The following is a 16094-nucleotide window of genomic DNA, read 5'->3' as shown; positions in this document are numbered from 1 at the left end:
CCCCCCCCGAAGGCGAAGGTACTATAAAATAAGAAATACCCAAGTTTAGATTAGTTTATTTTGCATCACAGAGTGTAATGCAAAATAAAACATTGCAATATTCTAGTGCTCCTATGGCTTCGCTTAGGCTTGTGCCTGTGGTTATAATATCATCAAGCAACACAACTTCTCCTGCCTTAAATCCTCTTTTCAAAACAAAGCCCTTTGGATTATTTACCCTAAAATGCAAATTTTGACCCGCATATTTCACATTATTTTGTGCTTTTAACACGCCATGATATGCCTTAAACACTCCTTTACTCTGCTTTGCAAATGCTCTTGCTATAACACCTACATGAGAATATGCCCCATAAGGGTAATCATCTAAACCAATGAGTGGAATGCTACTTTGCCTAGCGTAATCTACAACATCAAGGGAGAAAAAGTATTTTGCTGCATTTTGGGCAAGTAAGGTAAGTATGCGCGAACCGATAAGATGATACTTGCTTTGCATAAGAAAGGCAACATCTTCATAGCGATAAAAGCTATAGACATAAATAGAATCTCTTACAATCCTAGAGCGAGGAGTGATAGGTATAGCCTCAAGGCATACTTTACATATTATATTCCAGCCATATTTCTCACATATTAAACATTTCATTACATTCTCATAAAGCTATGAGTGCTCCTTGATATAATGGATAATCTCTTCGCAAATTTCACTTTTACTCTTGCTTGCATTAATCACATAATACCTTAGCCCCATGCGTTTGCTTGCCTCTATAAGGCGAGCTTGTATCTCAAGTAAATAGGCTATACCTCTACTTTCAATGCAATCTTTTGCTTTCTGCCCTAAACGTTTTGCTAAATGCTTCTCTTCAAGCTCTAAAATCACCACCAAATCGGGGAAATACCCCCTGAGTGCGCAATGATTCAAAGCAATGCTTTGTGCCATATCTATATGTTTTGCATAAGCAATACTTGAAATCACGCTTCTATCAGAGATAATAAGCCTATCTCTAAAAGGGTGTAATACCTGTGCACAATGCTGTGCTCTATCAGCTAAAAATAAAAAAAACTCAGCATACTCATCAAGTGTAAAGCCCTGCTCTTGTGGTGTGGATAAAATAAGTTCGCGGATATGCTCCCCAAGCACGCTCCCACCGGGCTCTTTAGTAAAAACTGCTTGAGGATAATGCGCCCTTAAAAGGCTAATCTGCGTGCTTTTACCGCAAGTATCCACCCCCTCAATGGCTACATACATTGAATGCTCTTTTTATGCTTTGCATATAATGTGGAGATAAGTTCTATAGCATCACGTGGCACAAGATGCGCAAAAGCCCCATCGTGTATGATAATATCGCGCACCACAGAGGAGCTAATAAAGGCATTTTGTAATGTAGGCATAAAATAAATAGTCTCCAAAGAATCATTTAATGAAGCATTTGCATATCCCATTTGCAATTCATATTCAAAATCACTCACCGCCCTCAAACCGCGTATAATCACCCTCGCACGCTTTTTTGCGGCAAATTCTGCAAGCAAATTACTAAAGCCCTCAACATACACATTGGGCAAGGCTTTAATGCTTGTTTTGAGAATCTCTATGCGCTCATCAAGTGAAAATAATGGATTTTTCGCGCTTGAAGCAGCGACAGCCACGATGACATTATCAAAAATCTCTACAGAACGTTTGATAATGTCTAAATGTCCATTTGTAACTGGGTCAAAAGTACCGGGATAAATAGCAAGTTTTCTCATAAATTCCCCTCTGTGTGGTGTTTCCAACGAGCATAAAGAGTATTTGGTATGCCGAGTGCATCAAGCCATTTACCCACAAACAACTTTTCCATAGATTCTAAATCTTTGGGTTTAGCATAATAGCCTACATTTGGAGGGGCAATAATCACACCAAGCGAAGATAAGGTGCTCATTTGACTTAATGCAATAGGACTAAAGGGCATTTCTCTAGGGGCTAAAAGGAGCTTCCTCCCCTCCTTAAGCATAACGCTAGCACAACGCGAAATAAGCTCATCGCATAAGCCATTGGCGATTTTAGCAAGCAGATTCATACTTGTGGGGACAACCGCCATAGCACTTATACCAAAGCTCCCTGAGGCAATACCACTATCTAGCTCATCTTCATCATAAATCCTAAATGCACGCTTTTGTTTTAAAGTATCAAGGCAAACTTCAATATCCACCCCAAGCTCATTATAAGCCACATCTTTAGCACCCTCACTGACGACAACAAATAGCTCTATGGAATCGGGGATATGCTCAATAAGCCTTAAACCTAAATGCACACCGCTTGCCCCGCCTACGCCAATTACAAGCTTTTGCTCCATTGCATTCTCTCCTTTAGTTGTTTGCTTATATCACTTAATCTTAGCACAGATTCTTTATAATATCCTGCCCCTACTCTCATCAATCACCCTCACACGCAAAATCTTCCCACTACTTGGATTTTGCGCATTAATGATCTCATTATAAATACCATTTTGCTTAGCTTCAAGCAAAACTTCCATACTAATGCCATTTTCATAGCCCACAACATGGATTATCTCACCCTTTCTCACAAGCAATTTGGGTTTGATTTTATCCTTTGTAATCACACTATTAGCACGGATATAGCTCTTAGCACTGCTTAAAGCTAACTCATTTACACTCATATATTCTGCCCCCACACGTTCAAAAGGAATCTTCTCTAGGTATGTATTGTGAGAATCAATAATTTCATTACTGGCAATATTTTGAGAGCTTTTAACAACCTTCAATGTAGCCTCAAGCATATAAACAAATGTAAGCTTTTTGATATGCTCACTTTGATTACTACGATACTTCATAAGCAGAGTACCACTCCTTTTTTTTAAAGCCCTTGGGGGGAGCTCAAACTCAAGCAAATCATAACTTTGGGGGAGCTCATTTAATGGGCGCACAAGCAGATTTTTAATCTCTAAAGATTCGCCATAGTGCCCAATATACATTTTTTGTATAAATTCAAGGGGCTTATCTTCACGCATATCGCTTACAAACACAAACTCTACTTCATCACTCTCAAAAGATGTAATCTTATATCCATAACGTGCAAAAATTAACTTTATATCCACACTTTTAAGCTTCAAACTAAATTTATCAGGGGGTAAGGTCGCTATTTTAAAATGTCTATCAATGTGAGGAAACATATCTGTGGAGTAAATTTGGGCTTTATGTATTTGATAGCTTTTTTTTAAATGTAACTCGGAGTTAGGAATAAACACATCATCTGCTAAAATGTGAAAACACACTATCAATAAGAGAATTAAACTTCTCATATATCCACTACCTGCACAAATGAGCTTAAAATCTGCCGCCGCAAGCCCGCGAAATTAATATGCAATAGATATTGCTCACCCTGCTTGTTTAAAGATTCTATCACGCCTACGCCAAAAAGCTTATGTCGCACCTGCATACCTTTGCTAAAGCCTACTTGCGGGCTTTGTGTAGAATCTGCTCGCTTTATGCCCCCAAGCGCCCCGCTCTCTCTTAAAAAACGCGAAGCCCTTAGCCGCTCTCGTTTGCCTTTATAGAATCTACTCTTTGCATAGCATAAAGTGAGCACATCTTTTGCTCGTGTAAAAGCCACATAGCCCAATCTACGCTCTTCTTGCATATCCCCCTCATCTCGTTGCAAGGGGAAGAATCCTTCTTCTAAGCCAATAATATATACATATTTGAACTCCAAACCTTTTGCCGTATGCACGCTCATACAGCTCACACCCTCTACTACTGGCTCATCAGTAGGGCTAAAAAGGGCTAAATCATTCAAAAAATCTTCAATGTGATTACGGGGATTGTGTATCGCATAATCTTTGCATTTACCATAAAATTCCGCGATATTCCCCTCTCTATCGACCTCATCAAGTTTGCTAAACGTAAAAACAATGTGCTTTTCCATATCTGTAATCACATCTGCAAAATCCTCATAAGACCTCCAACGTTCCAACATACAAACCAAATCAGCAAGGGCTTTATAGACCTTTTCTCCAAGCGTATTAGCACACTCTGTAGGATATTGCACGATACTCTCAATACATGAAAGCTGCTTTTGGGAGGCAAAATTTTTCAAACGATCTTGTGTTACCTTACCAATGCCACGTTTGGGTTGATTCACAACTTGAAAGAATGAAAAATCATCATTAAGATTCACACTCAAACGCAAATAGCTTAAAAGCACTTTTATCTCCGCTCGTTCATAAAAGCGCACCGCCCCGATGATTCTATATGGAATCTGCGCGCGGTTTAAGCCCTCCTCAATACCGCGAGAGAGGGCATTTAGACGAAATAAAATCGCTATTTGATTTAAATTTGCTCCAAGTGATAGCAGTCTTTGAATATCTTTGGCTAAAAACACTGCCTCCTCATTCTCATCTTCACTCTCTATAAGCCTTACTTCCTCGCCTTTACCCTTAATACTAATAAGATTCTTACCCATACGCTCAAGATTGTGGGCTATAAGGCTATTAGCAAGACTAAGAATCTGCTCACTTGAGCGATAATTTTCTTCTAGCTTGATAAGCTTAACATCTTCAAAATGCTTTGGAAAATACAAAATATTATCCACATTCGCCCCACGCCAACTATATATACTTTGGTCATCATCACCCACGACACAGAGATTTTGATGTGATATACAAAGGCTTTTAAGAATCTGATATTGCAACTGATTGGTATCTTGGTATTCATCAACCATAATATATTGGTATTTTTTACTCATCTCTAAAGCAATATCCTGCCTTTGATGTAAAATCTTATATGTCAAATAAAGCAAATCATCAAAATCAAGCAGGTTTTTACTCTCTAAATATTGCACATAATCTTTATAAATTTGATTAAGCCTTTTTTCATCTGGGCTTGCTGCAATCTTAAAAGCCTCCTCTGGGGAGAGGAAGTTATTTTTACTCATTGAAATATAGCTATCGCTTATTGAAGCGGGAATATCCTTATTTAGGCTTTTAAGTATGGAGCGCTTATCGGCACTATCAAGCACGACAAAATTCGCCCCTCTGCCCAGCTTAGCAATATGAAAACGTAAAAATATCAAACCAAATTTATGAAAAGTACATAAAAGTGGCGGGGCTAAATCCCTTTGTGTTAAAAGCGCTAAAGCCCGCTCTTTCATCTCTTCTGCGGCTTTATTGGTAAAAGTCAATGTGAGTGTGCTATGTGGGGAAATACCCACTTCATCAATCAAATATGCAAGGCGAGTGGTAATGGTTTTAGTCTTGCCACTCCCTGCACCCGCTAAGATAAGCAATGCTCCATCTACATGCGTAGCAGCCTCTCTCTGGGCAGGATTCAAAAGTGAGAGGCTATCAATAAGTGTGCTATTTGGAATCAAGGTTGTATATCCTTTAAGCTCGCTTCTACCACAGAAAAATCAGGTTTTTGAGAGAGATAGGGCTTTAGCTCCTCTTCACTCAAACGTCTCCATATTTTTGTTTCTCCCATAATGCCTGATTTATCAATACTCCCACGTAATTCTAAAATATCCCCATCAAGTGTAACTTTGGCATAATATTCCTTACCTGTATCAAAGTTATATACTTTGCCATTTTTATATACATTACTCTTGCCCTCTCGCACAAGGTTATATACAAATACACTCCCCTTATCAAAGCGATTCCTTAAGGCTACATTGGCATTATTTATATCTTTTTTAGGTGGGCTTCCATCGACATTTGCAAAGCCATACGCATAATATTTATCACCCTTTTTAAAAAACTCCACAATAGACTGCTGTCCCTTTTCTCCCTTATGCGTCATATAATACCCCTCTAAAGAGGCTGCAAAACTCGCACATATACAGATAAAATTTATCATACAAAACTTCAATATACGCATATCTACTCCTTTATATAAAATAATAAAATCTTTTGGTATGAGATTTGCTCTTACCTCTTACATTATGGCGATTTACTATAAATATTGAGGCAAATGTTGAGATAGCTTTATTACTTTTACAAGTATAACAAAATTGCAAATATAACCAAATTCTATGAGAATCTAGCAATTTATACCCCCTAAAGTAAAGGCATAAAGCCACAAAATGCCCTAAACAAATACATAGATACAACACAAAGCTAATAAAGGGAATATATGAAAATTTGCACGACTATAGCATACTTGATACTTTGTGCCATACCCATTTATGGAGTGCAAAAATCCCCTGTGTATGACTTCAAGCCTGACTTAGAGCCTATGGAGGCATTAGAAGATGTCTCACAAACAAGGCAAAGGCTTTTATATGATGTCAATGGAATCAAATTTAAAAAAATCAAAGACCCTAAAGAGGGACTTTACTCACTCCTTAATGTTGGTATCGCCCATACTCCATTAGTGGGTATAAGCAATATGATAGGTGTAGAAATGGGCTATGACTTTATCATCGCTAAAATCCACTCAATCCGTGTTTTTGGGTTTTTTGACCGCACCAATCATGGAGGATTTGCAGATTTTGAATTCAATGCCAATAAAAGCTCTCAAATGCAGATTTATCGCGGAGGATTCTCTATGGAATATAGAATCTACATTACCCAACACATAGGATTCCGCGTGAGGCTACTCTCCTTTGGGGCACATACATTTGCTTCCACAGATAATGCAGCCACGCCTACGCTTAGAATAGCTCGCACAAAGTGGTTCTACCCCACCTTTGCCTTTGGACCTATTTTTGTCTATGGCAAACACCATGAGCTATTTATAGGCTATGATTTACTTGATTATGAGAAGCAAAGAGGTATGAGTGTGAATTATCTCAAATACTCATTTCGATTTTAACCCAAAGGAGTTTCTATGCTTGATGTCAAACAATATTACTTAAACGCCAATGCCTTACTTAAGGGGCACTTCCTCCTTAGCAGTGGGAATCATTCTGACCACTATCTCCAATCTGCACGCGTGCTTGAAGACCCCAAAGTCGCAGAGTGCTTAGCCCAAGCTTTAAGTGCGCAAATCAAAGAAGCCAAAATAGATGTAGAATGCGTATGCTCTCCTGCTATTGGGGGGATTCTCGCAGGGTATGAGCTTGCTCGGGCTTTAGGTGTGCGCTTTATATTTACCGAACGTGTAGAGGGGCAAATGCAGCTAAGACGTGGCTTTGAAGTCAAAAGAGGTGAGAAAATACTTGTGTGTGAAGATATTATCACCACAGGCGGCTCTGCTTTAGAATCTGCTCAATGTGTGGAGTTTTTAGGGGCAAAGGTAGTCGCATATGCGGGGCTAGCCAATCGTGGATTTTGCAAACGCGTAGGCTCAAGCCTAGAGCGAAGAAAAGAGGCAAAACTACCAGAAAATATCCCCCTTTTTGCGCTGGAGGATTTTATCTTTAATATGTATGAACCCCATTTGTGCCCATTATGCAAAGAGGGCGGAGATAAAGCAACTAAACCCGGTAGTAGAGGGAATTAATGATGAAGCACAAACGTTGGCGTAAAGTGAAATCTACTCAAAAACTTAAAACAGATATAAAAAAGCCTTCTATCTGGGTAGATTTGCAACATTTTAGCCTCAAAAAGCAGCTTCGTTTAATGTATGCGGGGGAGCGTCTTAAAGCCTTTATAACAGATATGTTTATGATTAATATGCCACTTTTATATTTGACAACTTATGTGTTTTTAGATGGTAAAGATGCCTTTACTCATAATCAAAGTGCGATTCTTGCCTGTGGCATAGGATATGGCATTATTACCTCACTTTTTTTAGCCTTTGCTTCCCAAACGCCGGGCTATAAATATATGCAAATTAAACTTGCACGTTATAAAGATTCTATAAATACACAAGATAGCACACAAAAGCCCAGCCCTTTAAAAGAAAAGAAATTAGGTTTTATAAGAGTATTTATACGTTATGTGCTGTGGGTTATTGGCACAAGCTTTCTTATAGGTATTCTTATAGGCATATTCCGCAGCGATGGGCGATGTTTGCATGATATTTTATGCGATACTTGCATTCTCCCTGCTTGATAAAACACGCTAGCTTTGGAATATATTTTGCTTTTCACTCATAGAAATTATAGCAATGAGAAATTTATCATAAAGATGAAAATTGGAGGTAAAAATGGCTATTGCAGATATTTCAAAGGCTTATTCTGTCGTCCATAAGGCACTTGATTACCGCTCTATTCGGCAAGATATGATTGCTTCAAATATCGCCAATGCGGTAACTCCATTCTATCGCCCTAAAGATATTAACTTTGAGCAATACTTAGCAAGAGAAAATCAAAAAATCTTTGGCAATACGGAGCGAAACTATAAACTTGAGCTTGCTAAAACTTCAGATAAGCACCTTGATAGCATGCGCAAACCAAAGGATAGTGCGACTATATTTTGGCGTGATGGACATTTAGCTAAAAATGATGGCAATAGCGTGGATTTAGATGTAGAAACAAGTGAATTAGGTAAAAATAGCACGATGTATTATGCCCTTACAAGCGCATTAAAGCGGCATAAAGGTATCTTTAGCTATGCAATGGATTCAGGAAGAAATATTTAATTTAAGGAGTGGGTGATGTTTTTATCAAGCTTTGATATTAGTGGATATGGGCTTTCAGCCCAAAGGGTTCGCATTAATGTTATCTCATCAAATATTGCCAATGCCAATACAACGCGCACAGATGAGGGAGGTCCTTATCGCAGGAGAGAAGTCATCTTCCGTGCGTTTGATTTTAATAAAGTGCTGAATGAAAAATTAGGTAAAGATAACCAACTCCTTAAATACGAAGATCCATTAAGCGAGGGAGATTTGGGATTAGAGCCAAAACCTGCTATAATGAGCGTTTATATTCAAAAAATTGCAAGAGATGACAGAGAGCCATTAATGAAATACGACCCAAGCCACCCAGATGCAAATTCTGAAGGTTATGTCGCTTATCCCAATGTTAATCCTGTTGTCGAAATGGCCGATTTAATAGAAGCAACACGAGCATATCAAGCAAATGTTGCAGCGTTTCAAAGCGCGAAAAATATGGCGAGCAATGCAATTACCATGTTCCAAGCATAGGAGAGATAAATGGCTAATCAATTTGGTGTGATTACAAATGATATTCAACACATAAATGTAGAAAACAAACATATTGAAGCTCAAAACAAGCAAGGTGGGCTTGATTTTATCAAAACCCTTAAAAACTCTATCCAAGATGTCAATACAGACCAGCAAAGTTCAGAAAAAGCCCTTGCAGATATGGCAAGCGGGCAAGTCAAAGACCTTCATCAAGCAGCGATTGCTATTAATCGTGCAGAAAATAGTATGAAAGTTATGCTTGAAGTGAGAAACAAAGCCATAAATGCCTATAAAGAAATCCTAAGAACTCAAATTTAAGGGCATTTGTGGCATATTATGCAAAAAAGACAGGGGTGGTTATCTCTGTTTTTTTTCTTATTCTCCTTTGTTTTGTTATCTTTTTAAGTATCATCTATGTAAAGATGATAACCCCCCGCAAACTCCCTGCTGCAAATGCTACAAAAACTGATACCTCCATACGCGGTAGCCTTTATACAAGCGATGGATTCAAAGTCGCCTATAGCGATAAACTCTACAAGGCAAGTGTCAATACCCAGAGCATTGACCCCGATAAAAAAGAGCTTTTTATCACGCTTTTTTCCATATATAGCGGAATTGCACAAAATGAAATACGCAAAAAGCTAAGTCAAAAAGGCTATGTCGTGCTTTCATACACGCTTAATTCCACTGCAGCCACCAATTTAAAGAATCTTAATCTCATCCTTATCCGCTATGATGTTTTCCGCGAATATGAGGATAATAAGGGGAGAATTATCCAAAAAATGGGCTTAAGCATAGAAGTGAGCGGTAACAATAGAAATTATACGTATAAAAATATACTTGAACCCCTCATTGGCTACACTCGCAAGGTAGAATCGCACAATATCACACGTGTTGATGGCGTGAAAGGTGTAGAAAAATACTACAACGACATACTCTCTGCCAAACAAGATGGAAGCATTAGTGGCAAACGCGATGTGAGTTTTAATATCATTAATAACAAAGCAGCCACAACACAAACTCGTCAAGATGGATTTGATATAACCCTAAGCATTCCCCTTAATTTGCAAAGACAAATCGAACTTCTCCTTGATGAAGCCAAGAAGCGCTACAACGTGCGAGAAGTCATCGCTGGAGTTATGGATTCTAAAACGGGGAAGATTCTCACACTTGCCACTTCAAATCGCTTTGACCCAAAAAATATCCAATATAAAGATTATCCACATCTTAATCTTAATGCCATTGAATACTCATATGAGCCCGGAAGCACCATTAAGCCTATTATTTATGCTATCTTGTTACAAAAAAATATGATAGATCCTAGCGATATAATCGAGCTAGATAATGGCTACTATAAGCTTAAAAGCTACACGATACGCGATACCCACCCGCTTAAAAGTGCGAGTGTGGAGGATATTATCGTGCGCTCAAGCAACATAGGAATGGTAAAAATCTCCAAAAATCTCAAACCTAATGAATACCACACCGCACTGCATGCCTTTGGGTTTGGGGAGTTAAGCGGGATTGACTTACCTTATGAAAAAACAGGTCTAGTCCCCAGCACCAAAACTTTCAATAATGAAGTCTATCGTGCAAGTGTGAGCTATGGCTATGGTATGAGGGCGACTTTTATGCAGCTTATGCGCTCTTATGCCATCTTTAGTAATGGAGGCTATCTCATCACGCCAAGAGTGAGTGAATACATCACCGCCCCTAGTGGTGAAAAGTATATCCCCAAACGTTTTGAGCCTATAGCCATACTCTCCCCTGAGACAACCAAGCAAGTTCATCATACCCTAATCCAAGTAGTCAAGCGAGTAATTAAAGTCGCACAAGTTGATGGAATCATCACAGGGGGTAAAACAGGCACCGCGCGAATCGCCCTTAATGGCAAATATGATAGCAAATATAATGGCTCATTCTTTGGCTTTGCCCAAGATGAAAATAATGCCTACACTATAGGTGTTGTCGCTTTTGAATCTGATATAAAAGATGACTATTATGGCTCACGCACGGCTGCACCCATTTTTAGGAGGATTGTAGAAATTCTGCTAGAAAATGGCTATCTCCAGCCTATGCAAGATTCTATAGAATAAAGCACCTGTATGCAAAAAGATAAAAATGCTCTTATATATTTTGCCCAATGTGATACCACAGCGGGCTTATTAAGCCATAACCCCCTAGCACTCAATGCCGCCAAAGGACGCCCCACATCTCAAGCTATCCTTTTGCAAGTTGCAACTTTGGAGATTCTTAAAACCCATGTGAGAATCCCAAACGTACATAAAAATCGCATTCGCAGGGCAAAAAAATGTAGCTTTATCTACCCTAATAACAAAGCCATACGAGTAGTCCAAGAGAGTGGCATAAACAAGCTACACTTGCAATTTTTTAACACGCATAAATCTTTTTATTCCACCTCAGCCAATCTCAGCGGAGCTGGCTTTAACCAAGCATGGGCAGAGCAAATAAGTGATGTAATTGTGTATGATAAAAGAGGATTTGCCCAATATAGTGCCTCAAAAATATATAAAATTAATCATTCCAAGATTCAAAGGAAGCGTTAATGCGTGTAGATAAATTTCTTAGCAGTGTAAATATCCTTAAACGTCGGAGCATAGCCCAAGATATGTGCGAAAATGGTGTAGTAAGCATTAATGGCATAGTCGCCAAATCAAGTAAAGAGGTTCGCATAGGGGATATAATCACATTAAAATATCTCACTTATAGCAAAACATATGAGGTTCTTGCCCTCCCTCTTAGCAAAACCATCCCCAAATCTCAAAGTAGCCAATACTACAAAGAGATATAGCTTTATCGATTGCACAATGCCTTAAAGGCACAATACCTGCAATAAGTATGCTTTTCACATTTGCTAAAAAGCACTTCTCCTTGGAGAGATGCTAACTTTTCAAGCAAAGATGTATCTTTTGCCTCAATATTCTTTTCTTGAAAAAATTTCTGTTTCTCTTTGTTTTTGATATTCCAATAATACAGCTCTATAGGCAGAGTGCTATACTCACTATAACGTGCTTTAAAAGCGTGCATATAAAGTATAAGCGCAAAATCTGTAGTATTTTCTACCTTTGCTATACTAAAATCCCCTTTGTATTTGTAATCAATAATTTCAATGCGATTTTCCAACTTTTGGATTCTATCAGGGCGCTTTTTAAACACAAAACCGCCATATTCTACTTCCATATCCTCTTCAAGGCATAAAATTTCTACTTCCTTGCCATCTTCATACTTTTCTAAAAAGTCCTTAAGCTCATATTGTAAAAACTTTATATTTGCCCTATCAAGCGTATTTGAAGCTTCTTTACCCTCACAATATTGTAATATCTGCTGATAAATCTTTTGAGCTTGGAGCTTTGTGGGTTTATGGAGATATTCTCCATAGGCAAAGGCTAAAGATTCGTGCATAAGATTCCCTAAGCGTGTCTGCTTCTCTTCTAACTCGCTTAACTTCTCATGGTATTTATAGAAATACTGCCTTTTGCACTCTAGCAATGTCTTTAATTTGCTTGGAGTAAGAATCTTGGGTATCTCACCCTTTATTTCATCTTCATAATATTTTAACTTCCCAGCTTGTGCAAAAAGTGAAAAATAGCTATCGCCATTATGTGTTTTAAGCTCCATATTTAACATCTTTGCTAACTCTTCAAGCAAGAGGCTTTTATGCTTATCTTCATTCTCCACATACGATACCACCACTTCCCTAGCCCCACTAAAAATAGAGCAATAATAATGCTTTTGAAGCTGCTCTTTATCTTTGATTGTAGGCATATGAAGCTCTTTGCGTATTTTGGAATTTAAAAACAAATCACTCTGACTCACACTTGGGATAACACCATCATTAAAATCCACTATAACAACCCGCTCACACGACAAACCTCGTGATTCTAACACGCCCATTACGCGTATTTTACCCCCCATAACATCATCAATACTGCACTCTCTAAGCTCTTTTAGCAAAAGCTCTAAAATCTCACCAAAACAATGAGGGCTAAAATCAATATCTTTCCATATAAATAAAAGCTCGCTCACATTCTCTCTAAGCTTTTTACTCTGCCTATCATCAAAAACCCTAAGGGCGTCTTCTATCTTTTCACATATTTGCTGATAGGAGAGCTTTTGAGCAGCACTCTCACCCTCGCTCATCTCTTTAAGGCATTGATAGACTCGCGTAGATTCTATATCTTTACCCATAGCGAAGTTTAAATTGTGCGCCCTATCAAGCAAGGCAAGATAATGTATAAACTCCTCATCGGGCACAATTATGGCAATATGCTCTTCTTTAATCCCCATTTTAAGCCATGCTTGTATTTTCTCAAACACCAAAGCCACCTGCGATATACGAAGAGCAAAGCCATAAGCCTCTAGCTTAGCTGGATACTTTAATGCCTCCCCCATAATAAGCTCTCCGCTATGTATATCCGCACCAAAAGCAATACTATAGTGATGAAATGGCTTGCATTGGCTTAAAAGCTTTGAGGGCAAAAATGCTAATTTTGCATTAAACTCATCAAAATCAAAATGCACACAAACCTTTGTAATAGGCAGAATCTCAGATAAAAGCCCAATATGAGCCTTGCTTAATATCCCATCAATATATATATCGATTTGACTAAAGGACTCTAGGAATGCCCTATTAATGCGCACCTGCGCCCCCTTAGGCAAAATAAACCCATCATAGCACTTCATTGCTTCAAGCCGAGCCTTATAACTTGCCTCTATCTTTTCTAAGATTTTTAAATGATCATCATAATCTCCATAAATATCACGTAAAGAAATGCTATCAATAGCCACTTGTGCTTGAGCGAGTTCATTAAAAAAATCAAATAAAAATTGCGAAGTCTCTAAAAATGCTAAAAAGCTTTTCTCAAATACAAGCTTTTTATCCCCCAATTCATTGGCATATTCTTTCAATACACTAATAGCTAAGGGCGAACGCATAGCTTTAGGCAAGGCTCTATAGCCATCAATAATCACAAGCTGTGTAAAAAACTCATTCATCATCATATGCGGGGAGAGCAGTACATTCTTATCTAAATGCTGCCTTAGGGAACGATTCGAACTATATACTTTTAAGCTTTTCATTAAGCCTTATGCCCTAGCACTTGATGGGCTACCTCTATAATATGCTCCACACTAAAGCCAAAATGTTCAAAGAGCGCTTCACCCCTCCCAGAAGCACCAAAGCTTTTAAGACAAATCACAGAATCTGCTAGTGCATACCACTCTAACCCCCTTGAAGCTTCAATAGCAAGCACTTTTGTATGTTTAAATAGCTCATCTTTATAACTTTGAGGTTGCTCCAAAAGGAGTTCCAAACATGGCACACTCACTACCTGCGTATTTATGCCACTTTTACTAAGAGCTTGTGCTGTCCTAAGGGCAAGATTTACCTCACTTCCACTTGCTACAAGCGTAAGGATAGGATTTTCACAAGAAGCAAGCACATACCCCCCTCTTTGTACCTGTGCTTTAAGCTCCTCACTTTGAGGTATGATAACCGGGAGATTCTGTCTGCTAAGCACAAAGGCACAAGGCATTTGGGAATCTAATCCCACTTGCCAACATGCTATATTTTCATTCGCATCTGCTGGGCGAAAGACCAAAAGATTAGGCATAGCGCGGAAATGACTAAGCTGCTCTATGGGCTGATGTGTCGCACCATCTTCACCCACGCCTATACTATCATGTGTCCAAATATAATACACCTTTGTTTTCATTAAACTTGCCACACGCACACTCGGACTCATATAATCGCTAAACACAAAAAAGGTTGCACAAAATGGCAAAAACAAGCCATAATGCGCCACTCCATTAGATATAGCACCCATAGCATGCTCTCTAATGCCAAAATGCCAATTTTTCCCATGAGGGAAATCGCCTGCATTCTCTAAATATGTGTTATTTGAAGGGGCTAAATCCGCACTCCCGCCAATAAAGCCCTCTAATGCCTGCGAAATAGCATTTAAAATCTTGCCATTACTCACGCGAGTAGCCATACTCTCTCCCACTTCAAATTGCGGATAAATAATCTTTGAATAATCTACCTCTTGCATATTTGCCAAACGTTCTTGCGTGATTTGAGGCAGGTTCTTGTATTGCTTCTGCCATTCTTTGACCCCAAGCTCGCCGCGCTCTTTCATACTTGCAAATACAAATGCCACATCATCACTGATATAAAATGCCTCTGGGCTTAAGCCAAGCTTTGCCTTAGCTTTAATAATAAGCTCCTCCCCCAAAGGAGCACCATGCGCCTTATGGCTACCCTCTAAATTGAGCGCATGTTTTGCAATCTTTGTATGAGCAATGATTATGCTAGGTTTGGGTGAAGCTTTTGCTTGAGTTAAGGCATTATGAATCTCTAAAATATTATGCCCATCACAAGAGAGCACTTCCCAACCTTGCGCGATAAAACGTTGTTGTATATCTTCACTCATACTCAAAGAGCTATCCCCCTCAATGGTGATACGATTACTATCATAGATTAAAATCAAATTTGATAGCTGATGATGTCCGGCAAGAGAGGCAGCCTCATAGCTAACACCCTCTTGCAAATCCCCATCTCCGCATAAACAATACACATAATGAGAAATAATTTCCCTCCCAAAAAGATTAAGGGCATATTTACTTGCCATTGCCATACCCACAGCATTTGCTACCCCCTGCCCAAGCGGACCTGTAGTGATTTCAACACCTTGTGTATGCCCATATTCTGGGTGTCCGGGGGTTTTAGAATGAAGTTGTCTAAAAGATTTCAAATCCTCCATACTGACATCAAAGCCCCATAAATGCAAAAGCGCATATACCAACGCACTTGCATGCCCCCCGCTAAAAACCAATCTATCGCGATTAAGCCATTTGGGGTCTTTAGGGGAGAGATTGAGATGGAAGTGAAGCACACTCGCAATATCAGAGAGCCCCATAGGAGCACCGGGGTGCCCGCTATTTGCCTTTTGCACCATATCTGCGCATAAAAAAGCAAGACTATGAGACATTTTTTGTATTAAAGGAATATCCTCTTGTGTGATTTGAGGTAGAATATTTGGCATTTTTTCTCCTTA

Annotated in this window: 18 protein-coding genes; 9 read left to right on the top strand and 9 right to left on the bottom strand. The window is 38.9% G+C overall.

Translation table 11 applies throughout. The features are described from left to right. Positions 1-55 precede the first annotated feature (55 nt). From CQA63_RS08075 to CQA63_RS08045, 7 genes are read right to left on the bottom strand one after another with little or no spacing between them, the layout of a single operon-like run. Positions 56-640: a phosphoribosyltransferase gene (locus tag CQA63_RS08075; protein WP_104700376.1), complete on the bottom strand. Its 585-nt coding sequence runs from the start codon at positions 638-640 to the stop codon at positions 56-58. Positions 641-655: 15 nt separating this feature from the next. Continuing rightward, complete coding sequence (gene tmk, locus CQA63_RS08070) at positions 656-1243, bottom strand: dTMP kinase (protein WP_104700375.1); 588 nt, start codon at positions 1241-1243, stop codon at positions 656-658. Further along, positions 1234-1740, bottom strand: a complete 507-nt coding sequence (gene coaD, locus CQA63_RS08065) for a pantetheine-phosphate adenylyltransferase (protein WP_104700374.1) — start codon at positions 1738-1740, stop codon at positions 1234-1236. The genes tmk and coaD overlap by 10 nt, the downstream gene beginning before the upstream one ends. Beyond that, positions 1737-2327, bottom strand: coding sequence for a UbiX family flavin prenyltransferase (locus CQA63_RS08060; RefSeq protein WP_115511860.1), 591 nt, complete (start codon positions 2325-2327; stop codon positions 1737-1739). Before CQA63_RS08060 ends, coaD begins: the two co-directional genes overlap by 4 nt. Before the next feature lie 54 nt (positions 2328-2381). Then, positions 2382-3266 (bottom strand): flagellar basal body P-ring formation chaperone FlgA, encoded by an 885-nt coding sequence (gene flgA, locus CQA63_RS08055; protein WP_244916288.1) that lies wholly within the window; start codon positions 3264-3266, stop codon positions 2382-2384. 23 nt (positions 3267-3289) lie between these two features. Further along, the gene (locus tag CQA63_RS08050) at positions 3290-5356 is read right to left on the bottom strand and encodes an ATP-dependent helicase (protein ID WP_104700380.1); all 2067 of its coding nucleotides are present in this window, start codon (positions 5354-5356) and stop codon (positions 3290-3292) included. Beyond that, complete coding sequence (locus CQA63_RS08045) at positions 5356-5862, bottom strand: DUF2147 domain-containing protein (RefSeq protein ID WP_233706648.1); 507 nt, start codon at positions 5860-5862, stop codon at positions 5356-5358. The genes CQA63_RS08050 and CQA63_RS08045 overlap by 1 nt, the downstream gene beginning before the upstream one ends. A 255-nt stretch (positions 5863-6117) precedes the next feature. Here CQA63_RS08045 and CQA63_RS08035 point away from each other — a divergent pair, with 255 nt between their 5' ends. The 9 genes from CQA63_RS08035 (at position 6118) to CQA63_RS07995 (ending at position 11830) form a co-directional block, all read left to right on the top strand. Next, positions 6118-6798 carry a hypothetical protein gene (locus CQA63_RS08035; protein ID WP_104700371.1) on the top strand — a complete coding sequence of 227 codons (681 nt, stop codon included), beginning with the start codon at positions 6118-6120 and terminating at the stop codon, positions 6796-6798. Positions 6799-6813: 15 nt separating this feature from the next. Next, positions 6814-7428, top strand: coding sequence for an orotate phosphoribosyltransferase (gene pyrE / locus CQA63_RS08030; protein ID WP_104700370.1), 615 nt, complete (start codon positions 6814-6816; stop codon positions 7426-7428). Further along, the gene (locus CQA63_RS08025) at positions 7428-7982 is read left to right on the top strand and encodes an RDD family protein (protein WP_104700369.1); all 555 of its coding nucleotides are present in this window, start codon (positions 7428-7430) and stop codon (positions 7980-7982) included. Before pyrE ends, CQA63_RS08025 begins: the two co-directional genes overlap by 1 nt. A 94-nt stretch (positions 7983-8076) precedes the next feature. Further along, entirely contained in the window at positions 8077-8511 is a 435-nt protein-coding gene (gene flgB, locus CQA63_RS08020; RefSeq protein WP_104700368.1) for a flagellar basal body rod protein FlgB, read from the top strand. Between the two features lie 15 nt (positions 8512-8526). Beyond that, positions 8527-9018 carry a flagellar basal body rod protein FlgC gene (flgC, locus tag CQA63_RS08015; protein WP_104700367.1) on the top strand — a complete coding sequence of 164 codons (492 nt, stop codon included), beginning with the start codon at positions 8527-8529 and terminating at the stop codon, positions 9016-9018. Between the two features lie 9 nt (positions 9019-9027). Further along, positions 9028-9336 (top strand): flagellar hook-basal body complex protein FliE, encoded by a 309-nt coding sequence (gene fliE, locus CQA63_RS08010; RefSeq protein ID WP_104700366.1) that lies wholly within the window; start codon positions 9028-9030, stop codon positions 9334-9336. Positions 9337-9344: 8 nt separating this feature from the next. Beyond that, on the top strand, positions 9345-11114 hold the full coding sequence (locus tag CQA63_RS08005) for a peptidoglycan D,D-transpeptidase FtsI family protein (protein WP_104700365.1): 1770 nt from the start codon (positions 9345-9347) through the stop codon (positions 11112-11114). 9 nt (positions 11115-11123) lie between these two features. Further along, positions 11124-11585, top strand: coding sequence for a Sua5 YciO YrdC YwlC family protein (locus CQA63_RS08000; protein ID WP_104700364.1), 462 nt, complete (start codon positions 11124-11126; stop codon positions 11583-11585). Beyond that, on the top strand, positions 11585-11830 hold the full coding sequence (locus CQA63_RS07995; protein ID WP_104700363.1) for an RNA-binding S4 domain-containing protein: 246 nt from the start codon (positions 11585-11587) through the stop codon (positions 11828-11830). Before CQA63_RS08000 ends, CQA63_RS07995 begins: the two co-directional genes overlap by 1 nt. 2 nt (positions 11831-11832) lie before the next feature. On the opposite strand, the gene CQA63_RS07990 is transcribed toward CQA63_RS07995, so the two are convergent. Beyond that, entirely contained in the window at positions 11833-14118 is a 2286-nt protein-coding gene (locus CQA63_RS07990) for a PD-(D/E)XK nuclease family protein (RefSeq protein ID WP_244916287.1), read from the bottom strand. Further along, complete coding sequence (gene tkt, locus CQA63_RS07985) at positions 14118-16082, bottom strand: transketolase (protein ID WP_104700362.1); 1965 nt, start codon at positions 16080-16082, stop codon at positions 14118-14120. The genes CQA63_RS07990 and tkt overlap by 1 nt, the downstream gene beginning before the upstream one ends. Positions 16083-16094: the final 12 nt, after the last annotated feature.

Origin of the sequence: Helicobacter marmotae, assembly GCF_003364255.1 — a bacterium.
In the GTDB taxonomy this organism is placed as follows: Bacteria; Campylobacterota; Campylobacteria; order Campylobacterales; family Helicobacteraceae; genus Helicobacter_C; species Helicobacter_C marmotae.
The sequence above is the reverse complement of the archived record's forward strand: the minus strand, read 5'-3'. Positions and strand labels throughout refer to the sequence as shown.